Source organism: Salinirubellus salinus (assembly GCF_025231485.1).
GTDB classification, from domain to species: Archaea; Halobacteriota; Halobacteria; order Halobacteriales; family Haloarculaceae; genus Salinirubellus; species Salinirubellus salinus.
In genome coordinates this window covers 264,780-290,625 of sequence record NZ_CP104003.1, presented here as the reverse complement: position 1 = coordinate 290,625, position 25,846 = coordinate 264,780, and the positions used below count along the sequence as shown (strand labels likewise).

Here is a 25,846-nt window from a genome sequence, read left to right as displayed (position 1 = left end):
CCTTTACCGAACTGGTAATGATTAGCGAGTTCGGACGGGCGAGGGCGGCCCACGGCCGCCCCGGAGGCACGGCGTGAGTGACCTCGTGGTGGTCGTCGGCGAGCGGGGCCGACTGCGTGACTACGTGCGATACGCGGTCCGCGAGGGCCGCGACGCGGCGCAGGAGACCACCGTCACCGCGCGGTTCGTCGTCCCCGTCGGGCGGGGGGGCGACACCCTCCCGCGGCCGACCGCGGCCACCCTGGCCGAACGCGTCGAGGCCATCGTCGGCCGCGAGTCGCTGGGCCGCCTGACCGTCGAGACCGTCCTCCACCCGACGCCGGGCACCGACCCGGAGGCGCGGCTGGAGGCGCTCGTCGGCGCGCTCCCCGAGACCCCGACCCGACTCCTGCTCTCGCCCGCGTTCGAGGAGTTCACCCCCGCGGCCGTGAGCGAGGCGCTCGCCACCCGAGAGCGGGCGGACTCGGTCACCGTCGAACGCGCACCGGTCGAGCGCCGCGTACTCAGACCTCCGCTGGCGTTCGAGCGCAGCCCCGGTCGGCTGGCAGCGACGTTCGGCGTCTCGTTCGCGTTCTACCTCGCACTCGGTGACCCGACGGACCCGTTCGACCTCGCGACGGGCGTGCTGGCGGCCGCGGTGGTCGCCGCGCTCCTCTCGCGGGTCGTCCTCGAGTCGACGCCGACGCCCGCGAGCCTCGGCCGGGTCGCGCGGGCGGTCCTGTTCCTCCCGTACCTGCTCTACGCCATCGTGCGCGCGAACCTCGCGATGGCCGTCGTCGTCCTCCACCCGCGGCTCCCCATCGACCCGTCCGTGGTCCGGGTGCCCGCGCCTGAGGGCCGGGTCGCCCGCGCACTGCTGGCGAACAGCATCACACTCACGCCCGGAACCCTGACCGTCGACGTCGTGGACGACGAACTGGTCGTCCACGCGCTGACGGCCGAGACGCGCGCGGAACTCGAGGCCGGTGGCCTCGCCCGCGCGGTCGCGTTCGTCACCGGCGAACCGGCCCCGACCCCGACCGTCCCGGTCGGGGGTGAGACCGGATGAGTGCCCCCGCCCCGTTCGTCGCCGACGCGCTGCTGGCGACGGCCGCGGCCCTCGCCCTGATCGGTCTGACCCTGCTGGGTCGGGTCGTCGTCGGGCCCACCACGCCCGACCGCGTGGTGGCGGTCAACGTCGTCGGCACCACCGCCGTCGTGGTCATCGCGCTCGTGGGCGCGGCGCTCGGTGAGCCGGGCTTCCTCGACGTGGCGCTCGTCTACGCGCTCCTGAACTTCCTGCTCAGCGTGGGCCTCTCGAAGTTCACCATCGAGCGCGGAGGTGTGCTGTGAGTCAGGTGGCCGTCCTCGGAGGGGTGACCCTCACCCCCGGCACCGTGGTGCTGGTCGTCCTGCTCGTGGCGAGCGCGTTCTTCGCGCTCACGGCGGCGGTGGGGTTCTACCGCCTGCCGGACGTCTATACCCGGTCGCACGCGGCCTCGAAGAGTGAGACGCTCGGCGCCCTGCTCGCGCTGGCCGCGGCGGCCATCGCCTTCGGCCCGAGCGAGGCGGTCAAACTGGGACTGCTCGCGCTGTTCGTCCTCGTCACCGGGCCGACCGCCGCCCACGCCGTCGCGCGGGCCGCCGCCGACAGCGGTATCGAGCCGTGGGTCCGCGAGCGGCCCGACCTGCGTGCCGACGGGAGCGGCGACGAGGAGGTGCCCGAGCGGTGAGCCTCCCGTTCGAGGCGCTGCTGGCGACGACGCTGCTCGGGTTCGTCCTCGTCGTCGCGGTGCTGACCGCGCTCGTCCGCGACGTGCTCACCGCCGTCGTCGTCTTCGCGGCCTACAGCCTCGGCCTCGCCGGACTGTGGGTCCTCTTCCGCGCGCCCGACGTGGGGCTCACCGAGGCCGCCGTCGGCGCCGGCGTCACGACGGCGCTGTTCCTGCTCGCCATCAGCCGGACCGTGCGACCGGCCGAGGCGGGCGGATTCGTCGACCTGCGCTCCGTGCGTCCCCGCTCCGTGCTCGTCGCGGGCGTCGTCACCGTGGCCCTGCTGGCGACGGTGCCGGCGCTCCCGGCCGTCGGCGCGGCCGACACGCCCGCGTTCGGTCCGGTCGCGGACTACTACCTGACCGACAGCGCGGAGCGCGGCGTCGACAACGCCGTCACGGCCGTCCTCGTCGTCTACCGTGGGTTCGACACGTTCGGCGAGGTGGCCGTCGTCTTCGCCGCAGCCGTCGCCGCCCTCGCGGTGCTGGGCCGAGAGGTGGAGACGTGAGCGCTCCGCGCGCGTACACGGACAGCCCCGTCGTCACGACGACGGTCCGACTGCTCGCGCCGTTCGTGCTCACGTACGGGCTGTTCACGCTGTTCCACGGCACGAAGTCCGTGGGCGGCGGGTTCCAGGGTGGCGTCGTCGCCGCCGCGATGGTCGTCACGCTCGCGTTCGCGCTCGGCATCCGCCAGACCGCCGCGTGGCTCGACCGCCGGGTGCTGCTCGGCCTCGTCGTCGCCGGGCCACTCGTCTTCGGCGTGGTGGCCGTCGCCGGCCTGCTCGCCGGCGGCGCGTTCCTGCAGCTCGACGTCCTCCCGATACCGAAGGCGACCGTCTACGGCACCGAGGCCATCGAGATCGGCATCGGCGCGACCGTCGCCGCCGTCGTCGTCCTGCTGTTCGTCCGCATCGCGGACGGGTACGCCGAACCGCTTGCCGACGGGTCGGGCGTCCGGACGGCCGAGGAGGTGCGGAGCGATGACTGAACTCCCCCTCGCGCTCGATGGCTGGTTCGCCCACGTCGTCTACGCGTGTCTCGTCGGCGTCGGCCTGTTCGTCCTGATCGACGACGAGAACCTCGTGAAGAAGGTCGTCGGCCTCAACATCTTCCAGACCGGGGTCTTCCTCTTCTTCATCACGAGTGCCTACCGCGTGGACGGCCGCGCGCCGCTCGTGACGGAGGCCGGCCCCTTCGTCAACCCCCTGCCGCACGTGCTCATCCTGACGGCCATCGTCGTCGGCGTGAGCGTGACGGCGGTGGCGCTGGCGCTCGTGGTGCGGCTCTACGAGACCTACGGCACGCTCCGCGAGGACGTCATCCGGGACCTCCGTGCGGAGGCGGCCCGTGAGGCCGCGGGCGAGGAGGTGTCCCGGTGACGCTCGACGCTGCCGACCTCCTGCCGCTGCTCGTCGCGTGGCCCCTGCTGGCGGCCGTCGGCCCGCTCGTACTGGCCCGGCGCTGGCCCGGGGCCGCTCAGTTCGGGACGGCGCTCGTCCTCGCCGGGCAGGTGGCGCTCGCGGGGCTGGTCCTCGCAGTCGTCGCCACGGACGGCCCGCTCTCGTACGTCGTCGGGGGCATCCCCGCCGCGTTCGGCATCGGCCTGCTGGCCGACCGCCTGAGCGCGGCGCTCGCCCTGCTGGTCGCGGTGGGTGCCCTCGGCGCGTTCCTGAGCGACCGCTCGACCCACGACGGCCCGTACGGGAGCCTCTGGCTCCTGCTCGTCGCGGGCCTGACGGGCGTGGTCGTCACGGCCGACCTGTTCAACCTCTACGTCTTCCTCGAGATCTCGGGACTGGCGGCGTACGCACTCGTCGCGCACGCACGCGGGACGGACGCCGCGCTCGCGGCGCTCAAGTACCTGCTGGCGGGCACGGTGGGCGCGACGCTCTACCTGCTCGGGGTCGGCTACGCCTTCGTCGCCACGGGCACGCTGGCGATGGCCGACCTCGGCCCCGCGCTGGCCGCCGCGGGCCACGACTCGACGCTCGTCGTCGCCTCGTTCGCCCTGCTCGCGGTGGGACTCGCCGTCAAACTGGCGCTGTTCCCGCTGCACACCTGGAAGCCGGACGCGTACAGCGCGGCCCCGCCAGCCGTGGCGGCCGCGCTCGCCGCGCTCGGCTCCACCGTCGCGGCCTACGCGCTCGTCCGCGTCACCTACGGCGTCTACGGTGCGGCGTTCTTCGAGGCCGTCCCCACCGTGCGGACGGTCCTGCTGGCCGCCGCGGCCGCGAGCGTCGTCGCCGGTGGCGTCCTCGCGCTCCGTGCGACGGACGTCCGGCGCCTGCTCGCCTACTCGTCCGTGTCGCAGTTCGGGCTGGTCGCGCTCGGCGTCGGCCTCGCCTCGCCCACCGCGCTCACGGGGGCGCTGGTGACGCTGGTCGGCCACGCCGTCGCCAAGGGTGGCCTGTTCGTCGCCGCGGGCACCTTCGACCGGGCCTACGGCGTCCGCTCGGTGGCCGACTACGCGGGCCTCGCGGGCCGGACCCCGCTGGGCGCGTTCGCCGTCGCCGCGCTCGCCGTGAGTCTCGTCGGTCTCCCGCCCACGGTGGGGTTCGCCGGCAAGTGGCTCCTCGCGCTCGGCGCCGTCGAGACGGGCCAGTGGGCCGTCGCTGCGGTGGTCGTCCTGAGCACGCTCCTCTCGCTGGCCTACGCGGGTCGGCTGGTGGAGCGGCTGTATCTGGGTGAGTCGGCCCACGGTGGGGCGGTGGCCGCCGATGGCGGCCTCCCGGCCCGCCCCGACACCCTCGCGCTCTCGCTCGTCGTCGCCAGCGCCGCGCTCGTCGTGGCCCTCGGCCTCGGCGCCGGCGTGCTGACCGACTGGTTCGCCCCCGTGGTGGAGGGGTGGCTGTGAGCGACGTCGTCTCGCTGGTGCCGCTGCTGGCGGTGCTGGTGCCGGCGCTCGCCCTGCCCCTGATACTCGCCTCGGGCGCCCGCCCGAACCTCCGGGAGGCGTGGACCCTGCTCGCCGGCCTCGGCACGCTCGCCGTCGTCGCGTGGCTGGTCCGCGCCCCCGAGACGCACGTCACGCCGCTCGCCTCGTTCGCGGGCTTCGACCTCGCGCTCCGTGCGGACGCGGCGGGCCTCCTGTTCGCCCTGCTGGCGAGCACGCTCTGGGTCGCCACGAGCGTCTACAGCATCGGCTACATGCGGGGCCTGCGTGAGCACGACCAGACCCGTTACTTCGCCGCGTTCGCCGCCAGCATCGCCGCCACGATGGGCGTCGCGCTGGCGGCCGACCTGCTCACGCTGTTCGTGTTCTACGAACTGCTGACGCTGGCGACGTACCCGCTGGTCGTCCACGCCGGGTCCGAGGAGGCCCGCGCGGCCGGCCGGACCTACCTCGCCTACACGCTCGGCGGCGGCGTGCTCGCGTTCGGTGGCATCCTGCTCGTCGGGACGGTCGCCGGCACGCTCGGGTTCGTCCCCGGCGGCATCGCGGGCCTGACGAGCGACCCGACGCTCGGCCGGGCGGCGTTCGCGCTGCTGGCCGTCGGCTTCGGCGTCAAGGCCGCCGTCGTGCCGCTCCACGCGTGGCTCCCGACCGCGATGGTCGCGCCCACGCCCGTCTCGGGCCTGCTCCACGCGGTCGCCGTCGTCAAGAGCGGCGTGTTCGCGCTCACCCGGTCCGTGCTGTACGTCTTCGGCCCGGAGCAGGCCGAGGCGCTCGGGATGGCCCTGCCGCTCGCCGTGGCCGCCGCCGTGACGATGGTGTTCGCCGCGCTCGTCGGCCTCCGACAGGACAACCTCAAGGCCGGGCTGGCGTACTCGACCATCAGCCAGCTCTCGTACATCGTGCTCGGCGTGGCCCTGCTGACGCCGCTGGCGATGTTCGGCGCGCTGTTGCACGTCGTCGCCCACGCGTTCATGAAGATCACCCTGTTCTTCGGGGCGGGACTCATCTACGTCGAGACGGGCGAGAAGTACGTCTCGGACGTCGCGGGCATCGGCAAGCGACTCCCGCTGACGATGGTGGCGTTCGCCGTCACAGCCGCCGGTCTCGTCGGGTTCCCGCTGATCGCCGGCTTCGTCAGCAAGTTCCACCTCGTCCTCGGAGCGGCCGAGAGCGTCCACCCGGCGTTCGTCGCCGCGTTCCTCGTCGCGGGCGTGCTGAAGTTGCTGTACTTCTGGCCCATCGTCTACGCGGCGTTCTTCGGCGTGCGTGACCGCTCGACGCCCGCGAGTCGCCACGCGTTCGCACCGCCGCACGCCGCGCCGGACGGGGGCGTCGCACAGGTGCCGCCGCCGGCCCCGGAGCAGGTCGACCCGTCGCGCAACGGCGGCGGGGACTCCTCGGCGGACGTGGCGGCCGAGACCACCGGCTGGGAGCGTCTGCCGCTCGGCCGCGAGGCCGCGGCCGCGCTGCTCGTCCCGGTGCTGTTCACGGCCGCGATGGCCGTCGCCTTCGGCGTCGTCCCGACCGCGATGCCGTTCTGGGACCTCGCCACGACGGCCGTGGCGGAGGTGTTCGGATGAGCGACCTCCTCGTGGTCATCCCGATGTGGGTCGCGCTCCTCGTCGCCGCGGGCGCGCTGGCGGTCCTGCCCCGCACCCTCGGCTACGCCGTCGCCGTCGCCCTGTCGGCGCTGACGGTGCCGTGGGTCCTGCTCGCGCCCGCGGGCACCAGCCTCGTCGTCACCCCGCTCGGCTTCGAGCAGACCCTGCTCCGGGTCGACGGGCTGACCCGCCCGGTGACGGCGGTGTTCGGCTTCGTCGCCGCGCTCGGGCTGGCGTACGCCTACGCCACCGACGCCGACCGGAAGACCGGTGCGTGGGCCGCGGCGTACATGGGCGCCTCGATGGCAGCCGTGCTGGCGGGCGACTGGCTCACCCTGCTCGTCGCGTGGGAGACGATGGCCGTCACGGCGACGGTGCTCGTCTGGGTCCACGGCGGCGACGCCGTGCGCCCGGCGTACCGCTACGCCGTCTACCACCTGATAGCCGGTGCCCTGCTCGTGGCGGCCGTGGCGCTGCACTTCACCGCGCAGGGCACGTTCGCCATCACCGGCGGGTTCACGGCCGGCCTGCCCACCGCGCTGGGCGTGCTCGGCGTCGGCATCAACCTCGGGTTCGTCGGCCTGCACTACTGGGTGCCCGACACCTACCCCCGGCCACACGTCGCCGCGAGCGTCGTCCTCGCCGGGTTCACGACGAAGGTGGCCGTCTACGCGCTCGCCCGCCTCATCCCCGAGGGGAACCTCGTCGTCGCCTACGTCGGCGGCGTGACGGTGGTGTACGCCGTCTGGATGGCCATCCTCCAGACCGACACCCGGCGGCTCCTCTCGTACCACATCGTCTCGCAGGTGGGGTACATGGTCGCCGCCGTCGGCATCGGCACCGCCGTCGGCACGGCCGGCGCCGTGGCCCACCTCTCGACGCACGTCCTCTACAAGGGCCTGCTGTTCATGGTGGCCGGCGCGTTCGTCTACCGGGTCGGCACGGGGTCGCTGAAGGAGCTGGGCGGTCTCGGCCGTCGGATGCCGCTCACGTTCGCCGCGTTCCTCGTCGCGGCGCTCGCCATCAGCGGCGTCCCCGGCTTCTCCGGGTTCGTCAGCAAGGGCCTCGTCATCAAGGCCGTCGACAAGACCGGTCTGGAGGTGCTCTGGTGGCTGCTCGTCCTCGGCGGTGTCGGTACCGTCCTCTCGTTCGCGAAGTTCGGCTACTACGCGTTCGTCCGGGCGGTCCCGGCGCCGTTCGAGGTGCGGCCGTCGCGTCCCGCGCTGTCGGCCGTCCTCGTCGTCGCCGCCGTTCCGAGCGTCGTCTTCGGCCTCGCACCGGACCTCCTGTTCGGCGCGATGCCGGGCGACACGGCCGGCTTCGAACCGTACGCCACGAGCGAACTGACCAAGGCGGCCGCCGTCACCGCCGTCGGCGTGCTCGGCTTCGTCGCGCTCCGCGGGCCGCTCTCGCGGATTCCGGACCGCGACGTCGACCGGGTGCTCCACCCGGCGGCGTTCCGCCTCGCCGACGGCGCCTCGCGGGCAGTCGCGGGCACGGCCGGAACCGTCGCGAAGACGGCCGGCGTGTTCGCCCGGTCGCTCGGCGACCGACTGCTCGCACGCTCCACCGACGGCCCGGCGGAGTCGGCCATCGGCACCGCGATGCTCGTCGTCGCGGCAGGCCTCGGCCTGACCCTGCTGGTCGCACTACTCGGCTGACACACCACACACAGAACCATGCCAATCGACATCATCCGCAACTGGACTCGCAGCGAGGGACAGACCCCAGACTACCAGGCGCTCGTCGCGCACCTGCTGGACGAACACGGCGACGGCCTGCGCTGGGTCGCCTGCTTCGACAGCGAACGCTACAGCTACAACGTGGAGTACATCCGCGACGACCTGACGACGGAGCTCACCACGCACGACCTCGACGTCGTCATCCACCGTACGGTGGCGCTGTTCAACCGGCCGTACGTCGAGGAGGTGTACACCCACCTCGGCGACGCCCAGTGTCTCGTCCTGCAACACGAGCGCGCGACGGCCGTCCACATCTACCTCTCGGACCGCGAGGGGGTCGTCGTGAAACTCCGCGCCGGTATCCCGGTGACGCTTCCCGAGTTCGTCGACGAGTGTCTCGAGGCGCTCTACGGCGAGGCGGAGGACGAGTGACGGCGGTCGAGGGGGCGCGACGGCGCGCTCCCGACGGCAAGGCTCATCTCCCCGACCGCCGCAGTTGGTCGACATGACGCTGAAGGGGCTCGACGACCTCGACCGGCACATCCTGTTCACCCTCCAACGAGACGCGCGACACGCCTCCTCGAAGGAGATCGCCGAGCGACGCGACGTCTCCGCGAGCACGGTCCGCAAGCGCATCGCCCGTCTGGAGGAGAAGGGCATCATCAGTGGCTACCGGGCGGAGGTCGACTACGGCCGGGCCGGCTACCAGCTCCGCGTCCAGATCGTCTGTTCCGCCCCGGTGACCGAGCGGGAGCGACAGGCCGACCGCGCGCTGGAGGTCGCGGGCGTGGTGTCGATCCGGGAGATCGCCGCCGGCGCGAACAACCTCCTCGTCTCCGTCGTCGCCGAGGACGACGACGACCTGACCCGCATCGCCCGCGAACTGACGGAACTCGGCCTCGACGTCTCGGACGAGCAGCTCATCCGCGGCGAGCAGTTCAACCCCTTCGCCGGGTTCGGCGGGGACGGGACGGCCGAATCGGAGCGCGAGAAGCGGGCCGACGCGCAGTGAGCGCCCCGTCCGGCCGCCCGTCCGAGCGTTCGCCGTCCGCTCGGTGAAGGTTTAACTCGGCGGCAGGGACAGGGTGGGCATGCGTCTCCGCCCGAGCGTCGGCACCCCCTCCGGGGAGCGGGTGCCCGGCCACGCCGTCGCGTTCGTCCTCCTGACCTTCGTCATCGCGCTGGCGGCGTACGGGCCGGTCGTCGCCACCGATCGCGGCTGGGTGAACGCGAGCGTGCCCGGTGAACTCGCCATCGTGGGCGTGTTCAGCCCCGCTATCGCCGCCCTCGTACTCCGGGCGCGCACCGACGGTCCCGACGGTGTCCGCTGGTTCTTCGCCGGCCTGACCGACGGCCGGTTCCCCACCCGCTGGTGGGCGGTCAACCTCCTCCTGCCGCCGCTCTCGGTCGCCCTGCTCTACGGCGCGTTCCTCGCACTCGGCGGGGAGTTCGTCCTCGCCGAGCGGGCGCGGACGTTCCTCGACGCCGGGTGGACCGTGGTGTTAGTCGCCCCCATCACCGCCCTCGTCGTCGTCGCTATCTCCTTCGGCGAGGAGGCCGGGTGGCGGGGCTACCTGCTCCCCGCCCTCCAGACCCGGATGGGAGCGCTCTCCGCGAGCCTCCTCCTCGGGGTGGTCTGGTTCGCGTGGCACGTCCCCCTCGTGTTCCTCCCGGAGAGCCAGAACGCGGCGTTCCCCCTGCCGCTGTGGGGGGTCTCCATCGTCGCCAGCGCCGTCGTCTACACGTGGCTGTTCAACAACACGGGCGGGAGCGTCCTCGCCGCGACGATGCTGCACGCTGGCTACAACTTCTGGGGACCGCTGGTGTCGCTCCACCCCGCACAGACCGGGAGCCCGCTCTCGGCGTCACTCATCACCGGCTTCGACGTCGTGCTGGCCGCCGTCCTCGTCCTCGCGTTCGGGGCGGCGACGCTCCGGGCGAGACAGCGTCGTGGCGGCGTCGCGTCGACGCCCGCGGACGACTGACCCGACCGACGGTCTCGGTCGGTCCCACTCAGTCCTCGGCGACGAGCGGTGCGTCGGCCGCCGCGGTCATCGCCTCGAACCCGCGTTCCAGGTCCGCGACGAGGTCCTCGACGTGCTCGATACCGACCGAGATGCGGACGAGCGTGTCGGTGACACCGCTCGCGAGTCGCTCCTCGCGCGGGATGGGCTCGTGCGTCATCGCGGCGGGGAGTTCGACGAGCGACTCGACGCCGCCGAGACTCACCGCGAGCGTGAACTGCTCCAGCCCCTCGAGGAACGCCTTCGCGTCAGCCATCTCGCCGGCGAGTTCGAAACTGATCATCCCGCCGAACCCGTCCATCTGCGCCGCGGCGAGGTCGTGTTGTGGGTGGCTCTCCAGCCCGGGGTAGTGGACGGCCGTGACGAGGTCGTGGTCGGCGAGGTACTCCGCGATGACCGTCGCGTTCGCCTCGTGAGTCCGCATCCGGGCGGGGAGCGTCTTCGTTCCGCGCATGATCATGTAGGCGTCGAACGGCGCCACCTGGTTGCCGAGACCGACCTGCTGGAGGAACTGGACCGACTCGGCGACCGCCTCGTCGTCCGTGACGAGCGCCCCGCCCACCGAGTCGGAGTGGCCGTTGAGGTACTTCGTCGTGGAGTGGGCCACGACGTCGGCGCCGAGTTCGAGCGGCCGCTGGAAGTAGGGACTGGCGAACGTGTTGTCGACGCCGAGGACGGTGTCCTCGTCGAGCGACTCGGCGATGGCCCGCACGTCACAGAGTTTCATCGTCGGGTTCGTCGGCGTCTCCATCCAGACCAGTCGCGTCTCGGGGCGGAGCGCGTCGGTCACGTTCTCGACCTCGGTGGCGTCGACGAACGAGATGTCGACCCGGAGTCGGTCGCGGAACAGCACCTCGAGCATCCGCCGGGTGCCGGCGTAGAGGTCGTCGAACGCGACGACGTGGTCGCCCGGTTCCAGCACGGCGAGGAACAGGGTGGAGATGGCCGCGGTCCCGGAGGCGAACGCGAACCCGAACTCGCCGCCCTCGAGCGCCGCGAGGCGCTTCTCGAGGGCGTGACGCGTCGGGTTGTTCAGCCGCGAGTAGAGGAACTCGCCGGCCGCGGGGTCCACGTCCTCCAGTCGCATCGACGTGTCCAGCCCCGGCAGCGCGAACGTCGACGCGAGGTGGATGGGACTCACCACGTCACCGACGCCGTCGCCGTCGGGATGCTCGCCCTCGGACACCGCCACAGTCTCGAACCGTCGGGTCCGGTCGTCCATACCGGCCGGAGGCCGTATCCGGTGAAGTAAGTTGCCGTAAGTCCGTAATTATGGGACCGCTCGCCCATGAACGCGGGTTATCACGCGTCGCACGTACTGTCGGGTCGTCGGCAGAACTGGGCGACGCGGGGGCCTCGCTCGCACAGCGCGGGGTGTCGGGGCACTCCTACCGGTGAATCACGCCGTCGTCGCCGTGGTCTTACCGACCCCGCACGAATGCCGGCCATGCCAGACCTCTTCGACCCGCTCGAACTGCGAGAGACCGAGCTACGCAACCGCGTGATGGTCTCCCCGATGTGTCAGTACTCCTGCGAGGCGATGGACGGCGTCGCCACCGACTGGCACCACCAGCACCTCGTCTCCCGCGCCGTCGGCGGCGCCGGCGTCGTGATGACCGAGGCGACGGCCGTCTCGCCGGATGGCCGCATCTCCCCACAGGACCTCGGCATCTGGAACGACGAACAGGGCGAGGCGCTCGCGCCCGTCGTCGAGCGGGTGAACGCCCACGGCGCCACCTCGGCCATCCAGCTCGCCCACGCTGGCCGCAAGGCCTCGACCTACCGCCCGTTCGCCGAGGCGTCCGGCCCGGTCCACGAGGACCACGGCTGGACCCCCGTCGGGCCGACGGAGACCCCGTACCCCTCCGACGAACCGCTCGACGTCGAGCGGCTGGACGAGGGGGGCATCCAACAGGTCGTCGACGACTTCCGGGCCGCGGCCGAACGCGCCCTCGACGCCGGCTTCGACGTCGCCGAGGTCCACGGCGCCCACGGCTACCTCCTCCACGAGTTCTACTCGCCCATCTCGAACACCCGCGACGACGAGTGGGGTGGGGACTACGAGGGACGCACGCGGCTGATCCGGGAGGTCACGCGCACGGTGCGGGAGGTGTGGCCCGACGGCAAGCCCGTCTTCGTCCGCCTCTCCGCGACCGACTGGATGGACGAACAGGGTGGCTGGACCGTCTCCGACACGGTCCGGCTGGCGGGCGACCTCGCGGACGACGGCGCGGACCTGATCGACGTCTCGGCGGGCGGTATCCACCCCGACCAGCAGATCCCGCACCTCGGTCCACACTACCAGACACCCTACGCCGAGGCCGTGAAGGAGGAGTACGGCGACTCACTGGCGGTCGGGGCGGTCGGCGGTATCACGACGCCGGAGGGCGCGAACGAGGTGGTACTGAACGGCCGAGCCGACGTGTCCATCCTCGCCCGCGAGCACCTGCGCGACCCCTACTTCACGCTGACGGCGGCGAAGGAACTCGGGAAGATGGGGAAGGTGGACGTGCCCCCACAGTACGCTCGGGCGTTCCCGCGGCCGGAGTAGCCCGAGCCTCGAGCCCCGTCGCCGGCCGTCACTGACCGACGCCGGAGTTATGCGACCCGGGCGACTGCGACTCCGTATGGCAGGTGAGGCGGCCCTCCCACCCGGCGCTGGGCCACGCGAGCAGGTCCGGTTCTACCTCCTCGACCACGAGACGGTCGTGGGCAAGGCCATCGACATCGCGCTCCTCGCGCTGAACCTCGTGTTCGTCGGCCTGTTCGTCGCGGAGACGTACTCCGTCTCGGCCGCCACGGCGACGGTGCTCGCCCGCCTCGACGTCGTCATCGCGCTGGTGTTCCTCGTCGAGTACCTGCTCCGGCTCTACGGCGCCGAGAACCGGCTCGCGGAGGCCACCGACCCCTACACGGTCGTCGACCTGCTCGCCATCCTCCCGGCCCTGCTCGTGTTCGTCCTCCCGGCCGGCGTCGTGGTCGACCTCGCGTTCCTCCGGGCGCTGCGAGTCGTCCGTGTATTGCGGTTCTACCGGTTCACGCGCGACGCGAAGTTCTTCTTCGGGACCATCAGCGAGGAGGCGCTCCGCGGGACGAAACTCCTGACGATGGTGTTCGTCCTCCTGTTCGTCTCTGCCGGCCTGTTCTACAGCGCCGAGGTCGACGCGAACCCGGCGGTGAACAACTTCGGGGACGCGTTCTACTACACCGTCGTCACGCTCACGACGGTCGGGTTCGGCGACGTCACGCCCGTCACGCGGGCCGGCCGGTGGGTCACGGTCGCGGCCATCCTCGCCGCGGTCATCCTCGTCCCGCGGCAGGCCTCTCGCATCCTCAAGGAGTGGACCACCGACAAGATCGACGTGACGTGCCCCCAGTGTGGCCTCCAGTACCACGACCCGGACGCCTCGCACTGCAAGTCCTGTGGACACGTCATCTACCACGAGTACGACTCGCGGGAACGGGAGTAACGTCGTGGGTCGAACCCCACTGGACGAGGCCCGCTCGCGACCGCCGGTCGACGAACGAGCGATTCGTTCGAGACAGTGGGCCACAGCCCTCCGTCATCGCTTTCAGGGAGCGCCGAGATTCCCGGTCGACATGGAGGCGACCGACCACGAGCACGGTTACGTCGTGAACGTCGACGCCGCCGTCGTCCGTGGCGACGAGTACCTCGTCGTCAGGCGCGGCGCGGACGAGCGTCACGCCGCCGGCGCGCTGGCCTTTCCCGGTGGGAAGGTGGAGTCTGGACCGGGCACGGACGACCCGATAGCGGCCACGGCCGCGCGTGAGGTGCACGAGGAGGTGGGCGTCGAGGTCGGGACCGTCGAGTACGTCTGCAGTCGGGCCTTCGAGTCCGACACCGGCACGCCGTGTCTCAACGTCGTCACACGCTGTGCCTACGCGGGCGGAGAGGCACACCGCGCGGCGCCGGAGGAGGTGGCCGCCGTGGCGTGGCGCACGCCGGACGCGATCCGGGACGACCCCGACGCGCCCGGCTACCTCGTCGAGTACCTCGACCGGGTAGAGGCGAGCCGCGGCGGGGACACCTGAGCCGGCTCAGTACAGCGAGAGGTCGCCGGTCACCTCGTCGACGAGTTCCTCCGGGCCGGGACCGACCGCGAGACAGGTGACCGTGCCGGGGTCGAGTTGCGTGTGGCCCGCGTCGCGGACGATGGCGTTCGGCAGCCCCTCGCGTTCGGCCACGTCCGCGAGGCGGAACAGTTCCTGCTCTCCCGACGCTTGCAGGACGATCTTCTTCTGCCCGCCCCCCTTCCACGCCTTGCGCGTCCGGTCGTCGGCGTCCTCGTAGGCCGAGAGCGCCGCGTGGGCGACCTGTGCGGCTAGTTTCCCCTCACCCATGCCGATGTCGGTCCGGGCGACGATGGCCTGTTTGTAACTCATACCGGGCGTGTGGGGCCGGCGGGCAAATGTGTGGCCATCGCCGGTCGAGACTCACTCCGTGAGCGGCAGGACGATACCGAAGACGAGAACCGAGAACAGGGCGACGACGATGCCGAGTCCGATGGCGTCGAGCAGGAGCACCTCCTCCCACGCCGGGACCTGCAGGCCGAGCACGCCGATGGCGAACTCCGCCGTCACGCCGAAGATGAACAGTCCGAGTCCCAGCAGGAACCCACGTTTCGTCAGTTTGGGGTAGTCGAGCGACCCGTATCGACCGGCCATATCAGCGAGGCCTCCCGCGCGATTATAGCCTTTTCGTCCCGACGGAATCGCAAACTACAGGAGCGAGGGTGGCCGTGAACGGGTATGCGCGCCGACCTGCTGGCACTCCTGCCGGAACTCGTCGAACTGGCCGTCCTGAGCGTCGGGACCGCCCTCCTCTCGCTCGGGGGGCTCTACATCGAGTGGTTCACGCTGTCGACGGTGGGGACCGGAGACACGACCGTGGCGCTCTGGGCGGGCGTGATGGGGCTCGTCCCGTTCGCGTTCGCTTACCTCCTCGCCACCGACCAGGTCGCGCCCCGCCTGCACCGCCTGCTCGCTGACCTCGACGGGACGGCGTAGTCACGACCGCTCGACCGACGGCACCGACAGCACCGGCAGCTGACTCTCGACCAGTTCCCGCTCGGACTCGAACCACTCGGGGAGCGAGAGCGCCGTCGCGTCGCCCGCGCCGGCCGCGATACCGCCGGTCTCGGTCGCCAGCTCGAACAGGATGCCGCCCGGTTCGCGGACGTACAGCGAGTGGAAGTAGTGCCGGTCTTTCACCCGCGAGCACTCGTAGCCGCGCTCGACGAACAGGTCGCGCCACTCGTAGAGCGCCTCCTCCTCGGGCACGCGCACGGCGAGGTGGTGGTAGGTCCCCGGTCCCTCGCGGCCACCCTCGGCGTCACCGAGCAGGACGTCCACCACCGTCGCCCGCTCGCCGCCGGCGCGGTAGCGGACCCGTTCGACCGTCTCGACCTCGTACTCGTAGCCGAGCGTCTCCAGCACCGAGGCCGTGGCGTAGGGGTTCCCGGACTGCAGCGTGACGCCGTGGAGCCCCCGGACAGCCATCGAAGCGTCGACCCGGGCCGTGTGCGGATCACCCGGCGCGTCGCTCGCGACGAGTTCGAGACGGGTCCCGACCGGGTCGGTGAACTGGAGCGCGCGCTCGTCGCCGCCGAGTCGCTCGACCGGAGTCGCGTCGACACCTTGCTCGACAAGGCGCTCGCGCCACGCCGCCAGCGACCCTTCGGGCACCGCGAGCGCCGTCCGCTCCGGTTGCGGCCGGCCGACCCGACCGTCGTCGGCGTACGGGTCCGGGAAGACGGTCACCACCGACCCCGGCTCGCCTGCCGCGTCGGTGAAGTAGAGGTGGTGCTGCAGCAGGTCCTCGAAGTTGACCGTCTGCTGGGCGAGCCGCAGGCCGAGCGTCCCGGCGTAGAACGCGACGGCCTGCTGGGCGTCGCCGACGATACCCGTGACGTGGTGGAGACCGGGCGTGTCCGTGAGCACGCCACCGGATAGTCCCCGTACGGTGAAAGCCGCTCCGGCACCGCTGGCCGCGCGCTACCTGAACGCTTTTCCCCGCGTCGCTCCCTTCCCCGCCAATGATACTCTCGGACACGGACATCCTCGGGCGACTGAGCGAGGGTGACCTCGTCATCGAACCGCTGGCCGACCCCGACCTGCAGGTCCAGCCGGCGAGCGTCGACCTCCGTCTCGGCCGCGAGTTCCTCGAGTTCCGCCGGACCAACATCCCCTGCATCCACCCGAACAGCGAGCGCGAGGTGGACGACTACGTCACCGAGACGGTCGTCGACGAGGGCGGCGAGTTCATCCTCCACCCCGGAGACTTCGTGCTCGGGACGACGATGGAGCGGGTGGAGATCCCCGCCGACCTCATCGCGCACGTCCAGGGACGCTCGTCGCTCGGCCGGCTCGCCATCGTCATCCACGCCACCGCGGGCATCGTCGACCCCGGCTACCGCGGCCAGATCACGCTCGAACTCTCGAACCTCGGCGCCGCCCCCGTCGCGCTCTCGCCGGGGATGCGGATCTCGCAGGTACTGTTCACGGAACTCAAGACGGCCGCCGAGCGTCCCTACGGGAGCAAGCGCGGGTCGAAGTACCAGGACCAGACGGGGCCGCAGGCGTCGCGCATCGGTGGGGACAGCGAGTTCGGAGGCGACCAGTGAGTCGCCCGAGCCACCCGGCGAGGGCGAGGCGCCTCGCCGAGAGCGGAGTAGAGTTCGGAGGCGACCAGTGAGTCGCCCGAGCCACCCGGCGAGGGCGAGGCGCCTCGCCGAGACCGAGGGAGAGCTCGGAGGCCACCGAGGGTGACGGGACCCCACCGACAGGAGGTGGCCTGACGTGCGCTTCGTCGAGGAGGTGGTCGTCGACGAGTTCCTCCCCACGTTCCGGTCGATGCTGGCCGCCGACCTGCGCGGACGAGGGCTGACCCAGACGGAGGTGGCGGACCTGCTCGGCATCAGCCAGAGTGCCGTCTCGAAGTACGCGCAGGGCGAGGTCGACGTGAACGAGGCCGTGGCAGCCGACGAGCGCGTCGAGCGACTCGTCGCCCGGCTCGGGGAGGGCCTCGCCGAGGGGTCCATGTCGCCCGTGCAGGCGCTCGCCGAGGCGGAGGTACTCGTCCGGCAACTCGAGCACGGCGACCTGCTCGCGCGGCTCCACGAGGAGTCGTTCCCGCCGCTGGCCGCCTACGAGGGCGACTTCGCCATCCACGACCCGGACTCGGAACCGCGGACCGCCGCGCGCGTCCTCGCCTCGGTCCGGCAGGGCCTGCGGATGCTGGAGACGACGAGCGGGTTCGCCGCGCTCATCCCCGCGGTCGGGTCGAACCTCGTCGAGGCGCTCCCCGACGCCGAGGGTATCACCGACGTGGCCGCCGTCCCGGGCCGCATCCTCGACGTCAAGGGGCGCGCGACGGTCCCCTCGGACCCGGAGTTCGGCGTCAGCGAGCACGTCGCGGGCGTCCTGCTGGCCGCGCGCCGCGCCGGGAGCGACGCGCGGGCGGCCGTCAACGTCCGGTACGACCCGGCCATCGTGGCGGCGCTGGCCGAGCGTCACGTGACCGTGGAGTTCGACGCCGAGGTGAACGTGGAGACGGCCGTCGGCGAGGCCATCGAGTCGAACCCCACGGTCACGGTGCTGTACCACACCGGAGGGTTCGGCGTCGAGCCCATCGTCTACGTCCTCGCCGAAGACGCCGTCGCCGCCGCGGAGGCCGTCCGGGGACTGGCGAGTGAGGAGCCGAAGCCGTGACCGCGAGTGGGGACGGCACGACGGCGACGGCGGGCGCGGTGGCCGTCGCCGGGTTCTACGGCCGGTACGCCGCACTCTACGACGCTATCGCGACGCTCCCGGGGGTCGCCCGGTGGCGCGCGGCGGCGGCCGACTCGCTGGCGCTCTCACCGGGCGACCACGTGGTCGAGATGGGGTGTGGGTCCGGTGCGAACCTCCCGCACCTCGCCGACCGGGTCGGCCCGGAGGGACACGTCCTCGGTGTCGACCTCACTCCCGAACTGCTGGCCGTCGCCCGCGATCGGACCGCGAACCTGCCGCAGGTGTCGCTCGCCCGCGGGGACGCCACCCACCCGCCCGTCGCCACCGGCGACGTCGACGCCGTCCTCGGCACCTTCGTGACCGGGATGTTCCGCGACCCGGCCGCCGTCGTCACGGCGTGGTGTCACCTCGTGGGCGGAGACGGTCGTATCGCCCTGATGGACCTCTCGGCCTCGGGCCACCCCGTCGGCCGCCTGCTGAACCCGCCGTTCCGCGCGTTCACCGCCGCCAGCGCACCCGCTGCCGGTCCCGCCGACGTGCTCCGGGGGTTCTTGCCGGGTGCGGCCGCCGAGGACGTCCTCGCCACGCGTGTCGACGCCGGCCGGGAGGCACTGGTCGCGCGGACCCGTGACCGGACGTTCGAGACGTTCGCGCTCGGGTTCTGTGGCCTGCTCTCCGGGCGCGTCGCCGGGGAGTGACCACGCCAGGGACGCTCACGGCAGCCACGTCGGCGAACGTCCCGCTCCACGGATCTCTTGCAAGTTTGAGTGCGTCGGATGAACGGAACTCGTCACCGCGCTCACCCGTCTCACGGCGCTATCCCCGGCCGCGATGTCCGGAACTCGTCTCGATGGAGACGACCCGTCGCGACGCGACCGCATCGCCTCCGTCGTCAGGACGGCTCTCGGTGAGTGGAACTTCCTGCTGCCGGGGGTGCTGTTCGCCGGCACGCTCCTCTACGCGCTCGTGAACCCCTCGCTGGGGGCATCGGAACCCGCCAGCGAGGCAGTGTTCGCCGTCGTCGCCCTCGTGTTGCTGGGTGTGGTCGTCTGGCGGACGGCCCGGAAGAGCGACGCCGTCCCCTACGAGGAGGAGCGTGACGGCCCCGGCGTGCGGCCGTAGCACCGTCGTCCCACCACGTGGAGCCGTATCCGACTCACTGGGACGCCAGCGCCGCGAAGAGCCGCTCGCGCAGCTCGTCCGTCGATACCCCGCTCGACGGCCCCAGCCCGCGCATGTGGTCGATGGAGAGCTGGCCGCCGCCCATCTGCCGGTGGCCGCCGGCGTTGGCCATCGGGATGTCGGCGACGGCCTCGCGCAGGGCCTGTCCGACGTGGATGCCGTCGTCGCGCGACCGAGCGGAGAGGTGGAGTGTCCCGTCGAGTCTGCCGCCGACGACGACGGCCGTCACGCCCTCCAGCCGGAGCAGTTCGTCGGCGGCCTGTCCGAGCGCGTCGGTGTTCTCCACCCCCCCGACGAACGAGCAGAGGTAGGACCCGGAGCGGGTCCGGTACTGCACCGCGCGGGAACGGATGTCGAGCGCCTCCTCGTCGATGGGTGGGTTCGAGACGTGGTCGAGGACCTCCGCCTTCACGGCGGGGAAGACGAAGGCCGCGGCGTCGAAGTCCGCGTTGGTGCACCCCCGCGAGAAGTCGTTGGTGTCGGCCTGGATGCCGTAGAGCAGGGCCGTGGCGAGGTCGCTCGGGAGGGGCGTCTCGTGGGCGCCCGGCTCCCACCCACGGTCACGCAGGTACTCGGCCACGATGGCCGCACAGGAGCCGTACTCGGGCCGGACGTCGGTGAACGCCTGCCCCCGACCGCCACCGGGGTGGTGGTCCACGACCGCGTACGGGTTCAGCCCACCGGCGCCGGCGAAGCCACGGGCCTCGTTGTGGTCGACCAGGACGACGTGGTCGGCCCGGAGGGCCGAGGCCTCCTCGAGACGCGTGAACGCCAGCCCGAGAGCTCGGACCAGCGCGCGGTTCTCCTCATGGCGGATCCGGCCGCTGTACTGGACGTTCGCGTCCGTTCCGACCGATTCGGCGAGATGTGCGATACCCATCGCCGAGGCCATCGCGTCCGGGTCCGGGTTGGGGTGCATCAGCACCGTCACCTCGTCGACGGCCGCGAGCGCCTTGCAGAGCCGATCGCCTGGCGTCCGCAGGTACCGCCGGATCGCGAAGCCGGCGAGGACGAGCACCACCACTCCGACCAGCGCCAGCAACAGCACCGGTCGCCGTCGGAGCAGCAGCTCCACTCCCGACTGCCCCACGACGGCGCCACCCGTCTGTGGGACGAACGGGAGGGTCCCGAATTGCATACGCTCCACGGCTTGACCACCACCGACAAAGAAGGTTCGCCCCCCACTCTCACCAGTCATCGGGGCGCCCGGCCGGGTCACGACGGTCGAACCGCGTCCGGAGGAACGCCTGCCGGCAGGGCACGGGCGTGTCGCCCGCGGCGCCCGTGTCCTCACGGGCCCCGCCGTAGAGACCACGAGTTCGGTGACTCCGGCGTCGTTCGTAGGTCTGGAGGGCTGCTCGGGTCGTCGGCCGGGAGGCCAGCACCGCCGCGAGGGTGGTCCCGTCCTCGACGGCCAGCGAGTCGTGGGTCGTCAGGACGGGCGAGAGGGGGTGTGCCGCCTCGCCGACCAGCGCCAGCCCGTCTCCCGCCCAGTGTTCGGTCCCGACGACCCCGTCGGTCCTGCCCGGGGCCACGTATCGCCACAGGTCACTACCCTCGAGGTGGCTCAGTCGCGTCACCGACCCCGCTGGTGACCAGTGCTCGTACACGGTGTGGCGGGCCTCGAGTCGTGGAGGACGCTCCGAAACCCCGACCACGGGCGTCGGGACGACGGGGTCGACGCCGTCGGCCGCGTCGTCGACGACGGCGTCCCTGACCCGGGAGCCCGGACCGTCCGCTCCGACCACCAGGTCGAACCGCTCGCGGACGCCGTCGTCGAAGGTGACGACGGGGCCCGACCGGCCGCGCTCGACCCGTCTGATGGTCCGTCGGCGCCAGAGGCGGCTGTCCGGGACCGTGGCCGCGAGGGCCCGTTCGACTCGCGACCGGCGCACCCGGACGCAGGGAGCGGCCTGCGGCTCCCCCTCGTGGACGAGCGTCTCGGCGGTCCTCCCGCGGGGGTGCCGACACACCCAGCGTCGGACGGGCGTCCCCGCGGCCAGCGCGTCTCCGACGCCGAGTCCATCGAGGAGGGTCCCCGTCGGGCGCCAGAGCGTGAGGATCGGGTTCCGGTCCCGGTCCCGGCCGGCTCCAGCGGTGACGACGGGGTCGAACCCGCGTTCGCGGCACGCGGCGGCCGTCAGGAGTCCAGCGACACCCGTCCCGACGACGAGGACCTGCCGGTCTGTCTGGCCGTCGGTGCCGTGCTGGAGGGCACGCACGAGTCAGTCAGCCGCGGTGACGAGCCGGTGGCGCTCCTCCTCGCCCTCTTCGCTCCCCTCGGTCTGCTCGGACGCCTGCATGGCGAACACGAGTCGTGAGTGGGTCGTGTCGTACACCTTCATCTCGCTCCCACGGGAGGAGTACCAGGTGTCGACGACTGACACGAGGCCGGCCTCGCGGAGTCGACGCAGGTGATAGAGCGCGTTCTGGAGAGACGTGTCGACGTGGTCGGCCACGTCCGAGGCCGTCCGTGGCTCCATCTCGATGGCCGTGAGGAGCGCCCGGGCCGTCTCCGAGGCGAGGACCGCACAGAGCGTGTCTATCTCGTCGGTACCGAGTTCGACCACCCGGGTACCGCCATCGACGGACTCGACGGGCGGCCGGTGGGGGAGTGGCGTTCCTGTTGCCATGAAAGGGTAGAGAACGCCTGCCCACTCCACGCTCTCGGCTACGCCCGTTGGACGACCGGGATAGGAGGGGCTACACACGTAGCCCCATCCCGTCACTCGCTCGCCGTCCACTCCAGCAGCATCCCGAACGCCTCGCGCTCGGCCGCCCGGAGGTGCTTGTTGAACGTCGGCTGTGTCACGCCGAGGAGCGAGGCGACCTCCTCGCCACTGTTCTCGCGGGGCCACGCGAAGTAGCCCGCCGAGTAGGCCGTCTCGACCACCTCCATCTGCCGGTCGGTCAGGCGGTCGTCCAGCCTGTCGCGCAGTTCGAGGAGCGACTCGACAGCGCGCTCCTGGGTGCGCTGGGCGACGAGTTCCGTCCTCGGGTGGGACTCGCGGACGGACTCGACGAGCGACCGCACGTCCGTCCCACGTGGAGCTTCGACGACCAGTCGCCCAGATTCCGACGGCGTCGCCGTCGCCGTCGCGGTTCTGACCACTGCGCCACGCTCCGCGAACGGGGTCCCGAACCACCGCTCCGTCGTCACCTCCAGCAGTGACGCCGAACCCGCTTCGTCGGCGCTCACCCGGGTCACCGACTCTGGCCCGCAGACGCCCCGTGCCACCTCGAGCGCACGGGCCGGCGACACGTCTTCGACGGTGTAGAACGCACTGAAAGAGCCGTCCGACCGCCGGACGGTCCGCTCGAGGGACACCGTCCCGCCCGTCTCGGCCGCCAGCGCGACGAACAGGAGCGACTCGTCGTCCGTCTCGAACTCCAGTTCGACGGTGGTGTCCGACTCGAGTGCCGTCTGTCGCTCGAGCACCGCGATGGCGTGTCCCACCGACCGGCCGAGTTCCGCCAGCACTGCTTCCGTCCGCTCCTCGAACGCGGAGGGGTCGGTAGCCACGACGCAGACGACGCCGTGGACCGTCCCGTCGTACGCGAGTGGCACGGCCACGAGCGACTGGTAGCCCGCCCTGAGCAGACGCTTTCGCCACTCTTCGCCCGTCCCACCGAAGGCGTCTGTCCCCGCCCCCGTGGCGAGATGCTGGACGACGGCCGGCGACGCCGACGCGTGAGCTTCGGCGGCCGGGTGGTCGGCCGGCCGATCATCGGGCAGATCGACGGTGGCCGAACCGACGGGCCCCGACTCGCCGGCCCGTGTCCAGGGGCGGAGGTCGGTGGCCGCCGCGTCGGGTTCGAGCACCCACGCGGCCTCGTACTCCTCGACGGCCGTGAGCCGCTCACAGAGCGACTGTTCGATGGCGTCCCGCGAGGCGTGGTCGACCGTCGCCTGCTCGATCTCGCGGATGACGGTGTTGAGCCGTTCGAGGCGGTCCGCTCGCTCGCGGGTGCTGGCCAGTCGCTCCTCGCGTTCTGCCAGCTCGTCCCGGCCGCGGACGTGGTTGAGCGCCGCCTCCAGCGTCGCCGCGAGTATCTGCGCGAGTTCGACCGTCTCGCCCTCGAACTCGTGGTCGGGCGCGGCGACGAGCATCACGCCGTGCTGGCCCAGCGGCAGCACGAGCGCCGGAGCGGGCACCTCGGGACCGTAGACGTCGGTGGCTGGACCTGCCTCGCCGTCACCCAGGACGGCCTCGCCCTCGACGAACACCGCCCACGGCCGGCCGTCGCCGGGGTCGAACGCAGGGAGCGAGGGGGCACGCTCGCGCAGCGAGTCCGTCGCGGCGGCCGGTTCGAGCGCACCCGACGACTCCTCGTACAGGTGGACACCGACGAACGGGAGGCCGAGGAGTTCCTCGGCTGCCTCGACCGCCCGGGTGCTGGCGGCCTCGCGAGACGCCGCCTCGGTCAGTTCGCGGGTGGCGTCGTGGAACGACGAGAGCGTCCGGCGGCGCCGCTCGCGCTCGGTCACGTCACGTATCGTCCCGACGATGCGGTCCACAGCGCCGCTCGGTCCCCGGAGCGGGTAGGCCGCCGCCTCTGCCCACCGGACCTCACCGTCCGGCCGCTCGACGCGATACTCGAACTCGTAGCGCTCGCGTGGGTCCCCCCGCTCCACGTCGCTCAGCATCCGCTCCATCCCGTCGCGGTAACTCTCGCGATCCTCCGGGTGGATGCCGTCGACGAAGGAGAACGGCTCCTCGTAGAGCTGCTCGACGGGGTGGCCCCAGATGTCCTCGTAGCCGGGCGAGACGTAGTCGACCGCCGTCATGTCGGCGCTGGCCATGTAGACCACCTCGTCCACCCGGTCGGCGATGCGCTGGAGGTGTCGCTCGGTCCGCTTTCGCTCGGTCACGTCCCGTATCATCGAGACGTAGACGGGGGCACCGCCTACCTCCGCCGGCGTCCCCTTCACCTCCAGCCACCGGTGCTCGCCGTCGGCCGTCTCGGACAGCCACTCCAGCGTGGTCGACTCGCCCGTCTCCATCACCTCGTGGATGACCGCGCGGCCCCGTTCCGTGGTGAACCCCTCGTTCGTCGCGCTCAGGTCACCCACCCCGAGGCCGGTCAGTTCCCCGGGCGCGTACCCGAACAGGTCGTGTGCCGCCGCGTTCGCGTCCACCACCTCGCCCGTCTCCGGGTCGTGGACGGTGATGGCGTCCTGCACGCCGTCGAATATCTGTTCGTACTCGCGCTCCCGACGGCGACGCTCGGTGATGTCGCGTGTGACCACGGCGACGCGGTGGCCGGCCTCGTCCCAGAGCAACGGATACACGTCGGACCGGAGCCAGCGGCACTCCCCGTCCGGTCGGTGGATTCGGTACTCGACCGACTGCCCGCCGGGCGACTCCCGCCGGTCCATCGCGTCGAGGACGCCCTCGAACGTCTCGCGGTAGGCCTCGCGGTCAGCCGGGTGGATGGTCCCGAGGACACCACCGGACCCGAGGATAGCGTCGTAGGGCCGGCCCCAGATGGCCTCGTACCCGGATGTGAGGCTGTCCGGCGCGGTCGTCTCCCGCTCGAGGTGCCCCTCGTCGGTCAGGAGGACGGCCTCGTCGATACGTTCGAGGACCGTCCGGAGTCGCCGCTCGCTCTCGCGGCGCTCGGCCGCGCGGGTCACCCGGTCGAGCGCCGCCGTCGCGTGCCGGCCGAGCGTCCGGGCCGCGTCGACCACCACGTCGTCGTACTCCTCGACGGCCGGGTCGGCGGCCCCGAGCAACCCGTGGTCGCCCAGTGGCACCAGCACACCCACCTCGAGGGTACTCTCCTCGCGGTGGTCGCTCGGTGTGTAGACGAGCGTCTCACCGCGTTCGTACGCCTCGTACGGCCGCATTCCGGGTTCGAGCCGCCCGGGGCCGCCGGGGACCGACCACGCCGACTGGCTCGCGGCGACCGGTTCGAGGACCGGCCGGTCGCCCGAACCAGCGGCCAGCCAGCAGGCCGGCATCGACAGGTCGAGCACCTCGCTCGCGGCGTCGACGGCCGCCTCGCACACCGCCTCGCGGGTCCGCGCGTTCTGGAGTCGCTCGGTCGACTCGTGGAGCGAGCGGACGATACGTTCGTGCCGTTTCCGTTCGGTCACGTCGCGGACGCTCGCCAGCACACGCTCCTCGCCCCAGAGTTCGACCAGACTCAGGTGGACTTCGCCCACGAACACGCCACCGTCCTTCCGTTCCCCCTCGAATTCGAACAGTTGTGGCCCCTCCTCGCGGGCCCGGTCGATGCGCTCGCGGGCCACGTCGAGCGCGTGAGCCGTCCGGTCGGTGACGATGAGACCGATGTCGTCCCCGACCAGTTCCGAGCGGTCGTAGCCAGTCAGTTCGCAGTAGCGACCGTTCACCTCCAGTATCTCGCCCGTCTCCGGGTCGTGGACGACCAGACCGTCGGAGACGCCCTCGAACACGTCCCGGTAGGTCCGCTCCAACTCCCGGCGGTCGGTGACGTCCGCGACGATGCCGACGAACCGGTCGACGCTCCCGTCCTCGACGACAGGGTACCGCTCGACCCGTATCCAGCTGGTCGGGTCCGACTCCTCCCCGACTCGGTACTCGTCCACGTAGCGGTCGTCGTACGTCCCCGACTCGAACGCGTCCACCATCGACGCCGTGTCGGCCCGGTACGCCGCTCGGTCGGCTGGGTGGAGTGCCTCCAGAAACGACCACGGGTCCTCGTAGAGCCTGTCGGTCGAGGCGTCGAGCACCGCCTCGTACGCCGGACTGACGTACTCCACCTCGAGGTCGGCGACACGGGCGAGGAAGACGACCGCGTCCACGTTCTCGGTGACCAGGCGGAACCAGTCCTCGGTCTGCCCGAGTTCCCCGAGTCGGTCCTCGCTCACGTCAGACATGTCGGGACTAGCGATGCCGAGCGCGCATAACTCTCCGGGTCGGGAGTGTACAGTCCACGCGACGAACTGTCTCGGCTCTAACGCCGGGGG

28 protein-coding genes are annotated in these 25,846 nt (G+C 71.8%); 20 read left to right on the top strand and 8 right to left on the bottom strand.

The window, feature by feature from the left end; translation table 11 throughout:
• The first annotated feature begins 73 nt into the window (after positions 1-73).
• The 12 genes from N0B31_RS01600 to N0B31_RS01545 all read left to right on the top strand — a co-directional run bounded on the left by N0B31_RS01600 (position 74) and on the right by N0B31_RS01545 (position 9,918).
• A complete protein-coding gene (locus tag N0B31_RS01600; RefSeq protein ID WP_260594038.1) occupies positions 74-1,048 on the top strand; it encodes a Na+/H+ antiporter subunit E in 975 nt (324 codons plus the stop codon).
• Positions 1,045-1,332: a cation:proton antiporter gene (locus tag N0B31_RS01595; RefSeq protein WP_260594037.1), complete on the top strand. Its 288-nt coding sequence runs from the start codon at positions 1,045-1,047 to the stop codon at positions 1,330-1,332. Before N0B31_RS01600 ends, N0B31_RS01595 begins: the two co-directional genes overlap by 4 nt.
• Positions 1,329-1,712, top strand: coding sequence for a monovalent cation/H(+) antiporter subunit G (gene mnhG, locus N0B31_RS01590; RefSeq protein WP_260594036.1), 384 nt, complete (start codon positions 1,329-1,331; stop codon positions 1,710-1,712). The genes N0B31_RS01595 and mnhG overlap by 4 nt, the downstream gene beginning before the upstream one ends.
• Positions 1,709-2,260 carry a DUF4040 domain-containing protein gene (locus N0B31_RS01585; protein WP_260594035.1) on the top strand — a complete coding sequence of 184 codons (552 nt, stop codon included), beginning with the start codon at positions 1,709-1,711 and terminating at the stop codon, positions 2,258-2,260. Before mnhG ends, N0B31_RS01585 begins: the two co-directional genes overlap by 4 nt.
• A complete protein-coding gene (locus N0B31_RS01580; protein ID WP_260594034.1) occupies positions 2,257-2,742 on the top strand; it encodes an MnhB domain-containing protein in 486 nt (161 codons plus the stop codon). Before N0B31_RS01585 ends, N0B31_RS01580 begins: the two co-directional genes overlap by 4 nt.
• On the top strand, positions 2,735-3,133 hold the full coding sequence (locus tag N0B31_RS01575) for a cation:proton antiporter subunit C (protein ID WP_260594033.1): 399 nt from the start codon (positions 2,735-2,737) through the stop codon (positions 3,131-3,133). The genes N0B31_RS01580 and N0B31_RS01575 overlap by 8 nt, the downstream gene beginning before the upstream one ends.
• The gene (locus tag N0B31_RS01570; protein ID WP_260594032.1) at positions 3,130-4,608 is read left to right on the top strand and encodes a proton-conducting transporter transmembrane domain-containing protein; all 1,479 of its coding nucleotides are present in this window, start codon (positions 3,130-3,132) and stop codon (positions 4,606-4,608) included. Before N0B31_RS01575 ends, N0B31_RS01570 begins: the two co-directional genes overlap by 4 nt.
• The gene (locus N0B31_RS01565) at positions 4,605-6,230 is read left to right on the top strand and encodes a complex I subunit 5 family protein (RefSeq protein WP_260594031.1); all 1,626 of its coding nucleotides are present in this window, start codon (positions 4,605-4,607) and stop codon (positions 6,228-6,230) included. Before N0B31_RS01570 ends, N0B31_RS01565 begins: the two co-directional genes overlap by 4 nt.
• Entirely contained in the window at positions 6,227-7,912 is a 1,686-nt protein-coding gene (locus N0B31_RS01560) for a proton-conducting transporter transmembrane domain-containing protein (RefSeq protein ID WP_260594030.1), read from the top strand. The genes N0B31_RS01565 and N0B31_RS01560 overlap by 4 nt, the downstream gene beginning before the upstream one ends.
• Positions 7,913-7,930: 18 nt before the next feature.
• A complete protein-coding gene (locus N0B31_RS01555) occupies positions 7,931-8,365 on the top strand; it encodes a DUF7522 family protein (RefSeq protein WP_260594029.1) in 435 nt (144 codons plus the stop codon).
• A gap of 73 nt (positions 8,366-8,438) precedes the next feature.
• Positions 8,439-8,945 carry an Lrp/AsnC family transcriptional regulator gene (locus tag N0B31_RS01550; RefSeq protein WP_260594028.1) on the top strand — a complete coding sequence of 169 codons (507 nt, stop codon included), beginning with the start codon at positions 8,439-8,441 and terminating at the stop codon, positions 8,943-8,945.
• Between the two features lie 79 nt (positions 8,946-9,024).
• The gene (locus N0B31_RS01545; protein WP_260594027.1) at positions 9,025-9,918 is read left to right on the top strand and encodes a CPBP family intramembrane glutamic endopeptidase; all 894 of its coding nucleotides are present in this window, start codon (positions 9,025-9,027) and stop codon (positions 9,916-9,918) included.
• A 28-nt stretch (positions 9,919-9,946) separates the two neighbouring features.
• Here the strand turns inward: N0B31_RS01545 and N0B31_RS01540 are convergent, their stop codons facing one another.
• Entirely contained in the window at positions 9,947-11,179 is a 1,233-nt protein-coding gene (locus tag N0B31_RS01540; protein WP_260594026.1) for a trans-sulfuration enzyme family protein, read from the bottom strand.
• A 225-nt stretch (positions 11,180-11,404) separates the two neighbouring features.
• Between N0B31_RS01540 and N0B31_RS01535 the strand changes: the two genes are divergently transcribed.
• From N0B31_RS01535 to N0B31_RS01525, 3 genes are all read left to right on the top strand, one after another.
• A complete protein-coding gene (locus N0B31_RS01535) occupies positions 11,405-12,508 on the top strand; it encodes an NADH:flavin oxidoreductase/NADH oxidase (protein ID WP_260594025.1) in 1,104 nt (367 codons plus the stop codon).
• Between the two features lie 76 nt (positions 12,509-12,584).
• On the top strand, positions 12,585-13,427 hold the full coding sequence (locus N0B31_RS01530; protein WP_260594024.1) for an ion transporter: 843 nt from the start codon (positions 12,585-12,587) through the stop codon (positions 13,425-13,427).
• 130 nt (positions 13,428-13,557) lie between these two features.
• Positions 13,558-14,010, top strand: coding sequence for an NUDIX domain-containing protein (locus tag N0B31_RS01525; protein WP_260594023.1), 453 nt, complete (start codon positions 13,558-13,560; stop codon positions 14,008-14,010).
• A 6-nt stretch (positions 14,011-14,016) separates the two neighbouring features.
• Here the strand turns inward: N0B31_RS01525 and pth2 are convergent, their stop codons facing one another.
• Together pth2 and N0B31_RS01515 are read right to left on the bottom strand one after the other, a co-directional pair.
• Positions 14,017-14,361 carry a peptidyl-tRNA hydrolase Pth2 gene (gene pth2 / locus N0B31_RS01520; protein ID WP_260594022.1) on the bottom strand — a complete coding sequence of 115 codons (345 nt, stop codon included), beginning with the start codon at positions 14,359-14,361 and terminating at the stop codon, positions 14,017-14,019.
• Between the two features lie 51 nt (positions 14,362-14,412).
• Positions 14,413-14,643: a DUF7860 family protein gene (locus N0B31_RS01515; protein WP_260594021.1), complete on the bottom strand. Its 231-nt coding sequence runs from the start codon at positions 14,641-14,643 to the stop codon at positions 14,413-14,415.
• An 84-nt stretch (positions 14,644-14,727) separates the two neighbouring features.
• On the opposite strand from N0B31_RS01515, the gene N0B31_RS01510 reads away from it, so the two are divergent.
• Positions 14,728-14,985 (top strand): DUF8151 family protein, encoded by a 258-nt coding sequence (locus N0B31_RS01510; protein WP_260594020.1) that lies wholly within the window; start codon positions 14,728-14,730, stop codon positions 14,983-14,985.
• Here N0B31_RS01510 and N0B31_RS01505 read toward each other — a convergent pair whose 3' ends face one another.
• A complete protein-coding gene (locus tag N0B31_RS01505) occupies positions 14,986-15,918 on the bottom strand; it encodes a VOC family protein (protein ID WP_260594019.1) in 933 nt (310 codons plus the stop codon).
• A 95-nt stretch (positions 15,919-16,013) separates the two neighbouring features.
• Between N0B31_RS01505 and dcd the strand changes: the two genes are divergently transcribed.
• The 4 genes from dcd to N0B31_RS01485 all read left to right on the top strand — a co-directional run bounded on the left by dcd (position 16,014) and on the right by N0B31_RS01485 (position 18,831).
• Entirely contained in the window at positions 16,014-16,601 is a 588-nt protein-coding gene (gene dcd / locus N0B31_RS01500) for a dCTP deaminase (protein WP_260594018.1), read from the top strand.
• Between the two features lie 175 nt (positions 16,602-16,776).
• On the top strand, positions 16,777-17,688 hold the full coding sequence (locus tag N0B31_RS01495; protein ID WP_260594017.1) for a thiamine-phosphate synthase family protein: 912 nt from the start codon (positions 16,777-16,779) through the stop codon (positions 17,686-17,688).
• Complete coding sequence (locus N0B31_RS01490) at positions 17,685-18,407, top strand: class I SAM-dependent methyltransferase (RefSeq protein ID WP_260594016.1); 723 nt, start codon at positions 17,685-17,687, stop codon at positions 18,405-18,407. Before N0B31_RS01495 ends, N0B31_RS01490 begins: the two co-directional genes overlap by 4 nt.
• 133 nt (positions 18,408-18,540) lie before the next feature.
• On the top strand, positions 18,541-18,831 hold the full coding sequence (locus N0B31_RS01485; protein ID WP_260594015.1) for a hypothetical protein: 291 nt from the start codon (positions 18,541-18,543) through the stop codon (positions 18,829-18,831).
• A 34-nt stretch (positions 18,832-18,865) separates the two neighbouring features.
• Here the strand turns inward: N0B31_RS01485 and N0B31_RS01480 are convergent, their stop codons facing one another.
• The 4 genes from N0B31_RS01480 to N0B31_RS01465 form a co-directional block, all read right to left on the bottom strand.
• Entirely contained in the window at positions 18,866-20,029 is a 1,164-nt protein-coding gene (locus N0B31_RS01480; RefSeq protein ID WP_260594014.1) for a DHH family phosphoesterase, read from the bottom strand.
• 49 nt (positions 20,030-20,078) lie between these two features.
• Complete coding sequence (locus N0B31_RS01475) at positions 20,079-21,113, bottom strand: FAD-dependent oxidoreductase (protein WP_260594013.1); 1,035 nt, start codon at positions 21,111-21,113, stop codon at positions 20,079-20,081.
• 3 nt (positions 21,114-21,116) lie between these two features.
• Complete coding sequence (locus tag N0B31_RS01470; protein WP_260594012.1) at positions 21,117-21,524, bottom strand: ArsR/SmtB family transcription factor; 408 nt, start codon at positions 21,522-21,524, stop codon at positions 21,117-21,119.
• 92 nt (positions 21,525-21,616) lie between these two features.
• The gene (locus N0B31_RS01465; RefSeq protein ID WP_260594011.1) at positions 21,617-25,756 is read right to left on the bottom strand and encodes a PAS domain S-box protein; all 4,140 of its coding nucleotides are present in this window, start codon (positions 25,754-25,756) and stop codon (positions 21,617-21,619) included.
• Positions 25,757-25,846: the final 90 nt, after the last annotated feature.

Coding starts and splice junctions, on each gene's coding strand:
- N0B31_RS01595 (WP_260594037.1), top strand. CDS start 1,045: ATGAGTGCCCCCGCCCCGTTCGTCGCCGACGCGCTGCTGGCGACGGCC.
- N0B31_RS01575 (WP_260594033.1), top strand. CDS start 2,735: ATGACTGAACTCCCCCTCGCGCTCGATGGCTGGTTCGCCCACGTCGTC.
- N0B31_RS01560 (WP_260594030.1), top strand. CDS start 6,227: ATGAGCGACCTCCTCGTGGTCATCCCGATGTGGGTCGCGCTCCTCGTC.
- N0B31_RS01555 (WP_260594029.1), top strand. CDS start 7,931: ATGCCAATCGACATCATCCGCAACTGGACTCGCAGCGAGGGACAGACC.
- N0B31_RS01550 (WP_260594028.1), top strand. CDS start 8,439: ATGACGCTGAAGGGGCTCGACGACCTCGACCGGCACATCCTGTTCACC.
- N0B31_RS01545 (WP_260594027.1), top strand. CDS start 9,025: ATGCGTCTCCGCCCGAGCGTCGGCACCCCCTCCGGGGAGCGGGTGCCC.
- N0B31_RS01540 (WP_260594026.1), bottom strand. CDS start 11,179: ATGGACGACCGGACCCGACGGTTCGAGACTGTGGCGGTGTCCGAGGGC.
- N0B31_RS01535 (WP_260594025.1), top strand. CDS start 11,405: ATGCCAGACCTCTTCGACCCGCTCGAACTGCGAGAGACCGAGCTACGC.
- N0B31_RS01530 (WP_260594024.1), top strand. CDS start 12,585: ATGGCAGGTGAGGCGGCCCTCCCACCCGGCGCTGGGCCACGCGAGCAG.
- N0B31_RS01525 (WP_260594023.1), top strand. CDS start 13,558: ATGGAGGCGACCGACCACGAGCACGGTTACGTCGTGAACGTCGACGCC.
- pth2 (WP_260594022.1), bottom strand. CDS start 14,361: ATGAGTTACAAACAGGCCATCGTCGCCCGGACCGACATCGGCATGGGT.
- N0B31_RS01515 (WP_260594021.1), bottom strand. CDS start 14,643: ATGGCCGGTCGATACGGGTCGCTCGACTACCCCAAACTGACGAAACGT.
- N0B31_RS01510 (WP_260594020.1), top strand. CDS start 14,728: ATGCGCGCCGACCTGCTGGCACTCCTGCCGGAACTCGTCGAACTGGCC.
- dcd (WP_260594018.1), top strand. CDS start 16,014: ATGATACTCTCGGACACGGACATCCTCGGGCGACTGAGCGAGGGTGAC.
- N0B31_RS01485 (WP_260594015.1), top strand. CDS start 18,541: ATGTCCGGAACTCGTCTCGATGGAGACGACCCGTCGCGACGCGACCGC.
- N0B31_RS01480 (WP_260594014.1), bottom strand. CDS start 20,029: ATGCAATTCGGGACCCTCCCGTTCGTCCCACAGACGGGTGGCGCCGTC.
- N0B31_RS01470 (WP_260594012.1), bottom strand. CDS start 21,524: ATGGCAACAGGAACGCCACTCCCCCACCGGCCGCCCGTCGAGTCCGTC.
- N0B31_RS01465 (WP_260594011.1), bottom strand. CDS start 25,756: ATGTCTGACGTGAGCGAGGACCGACTCGGGGAACTCGGGCAGACCGAG.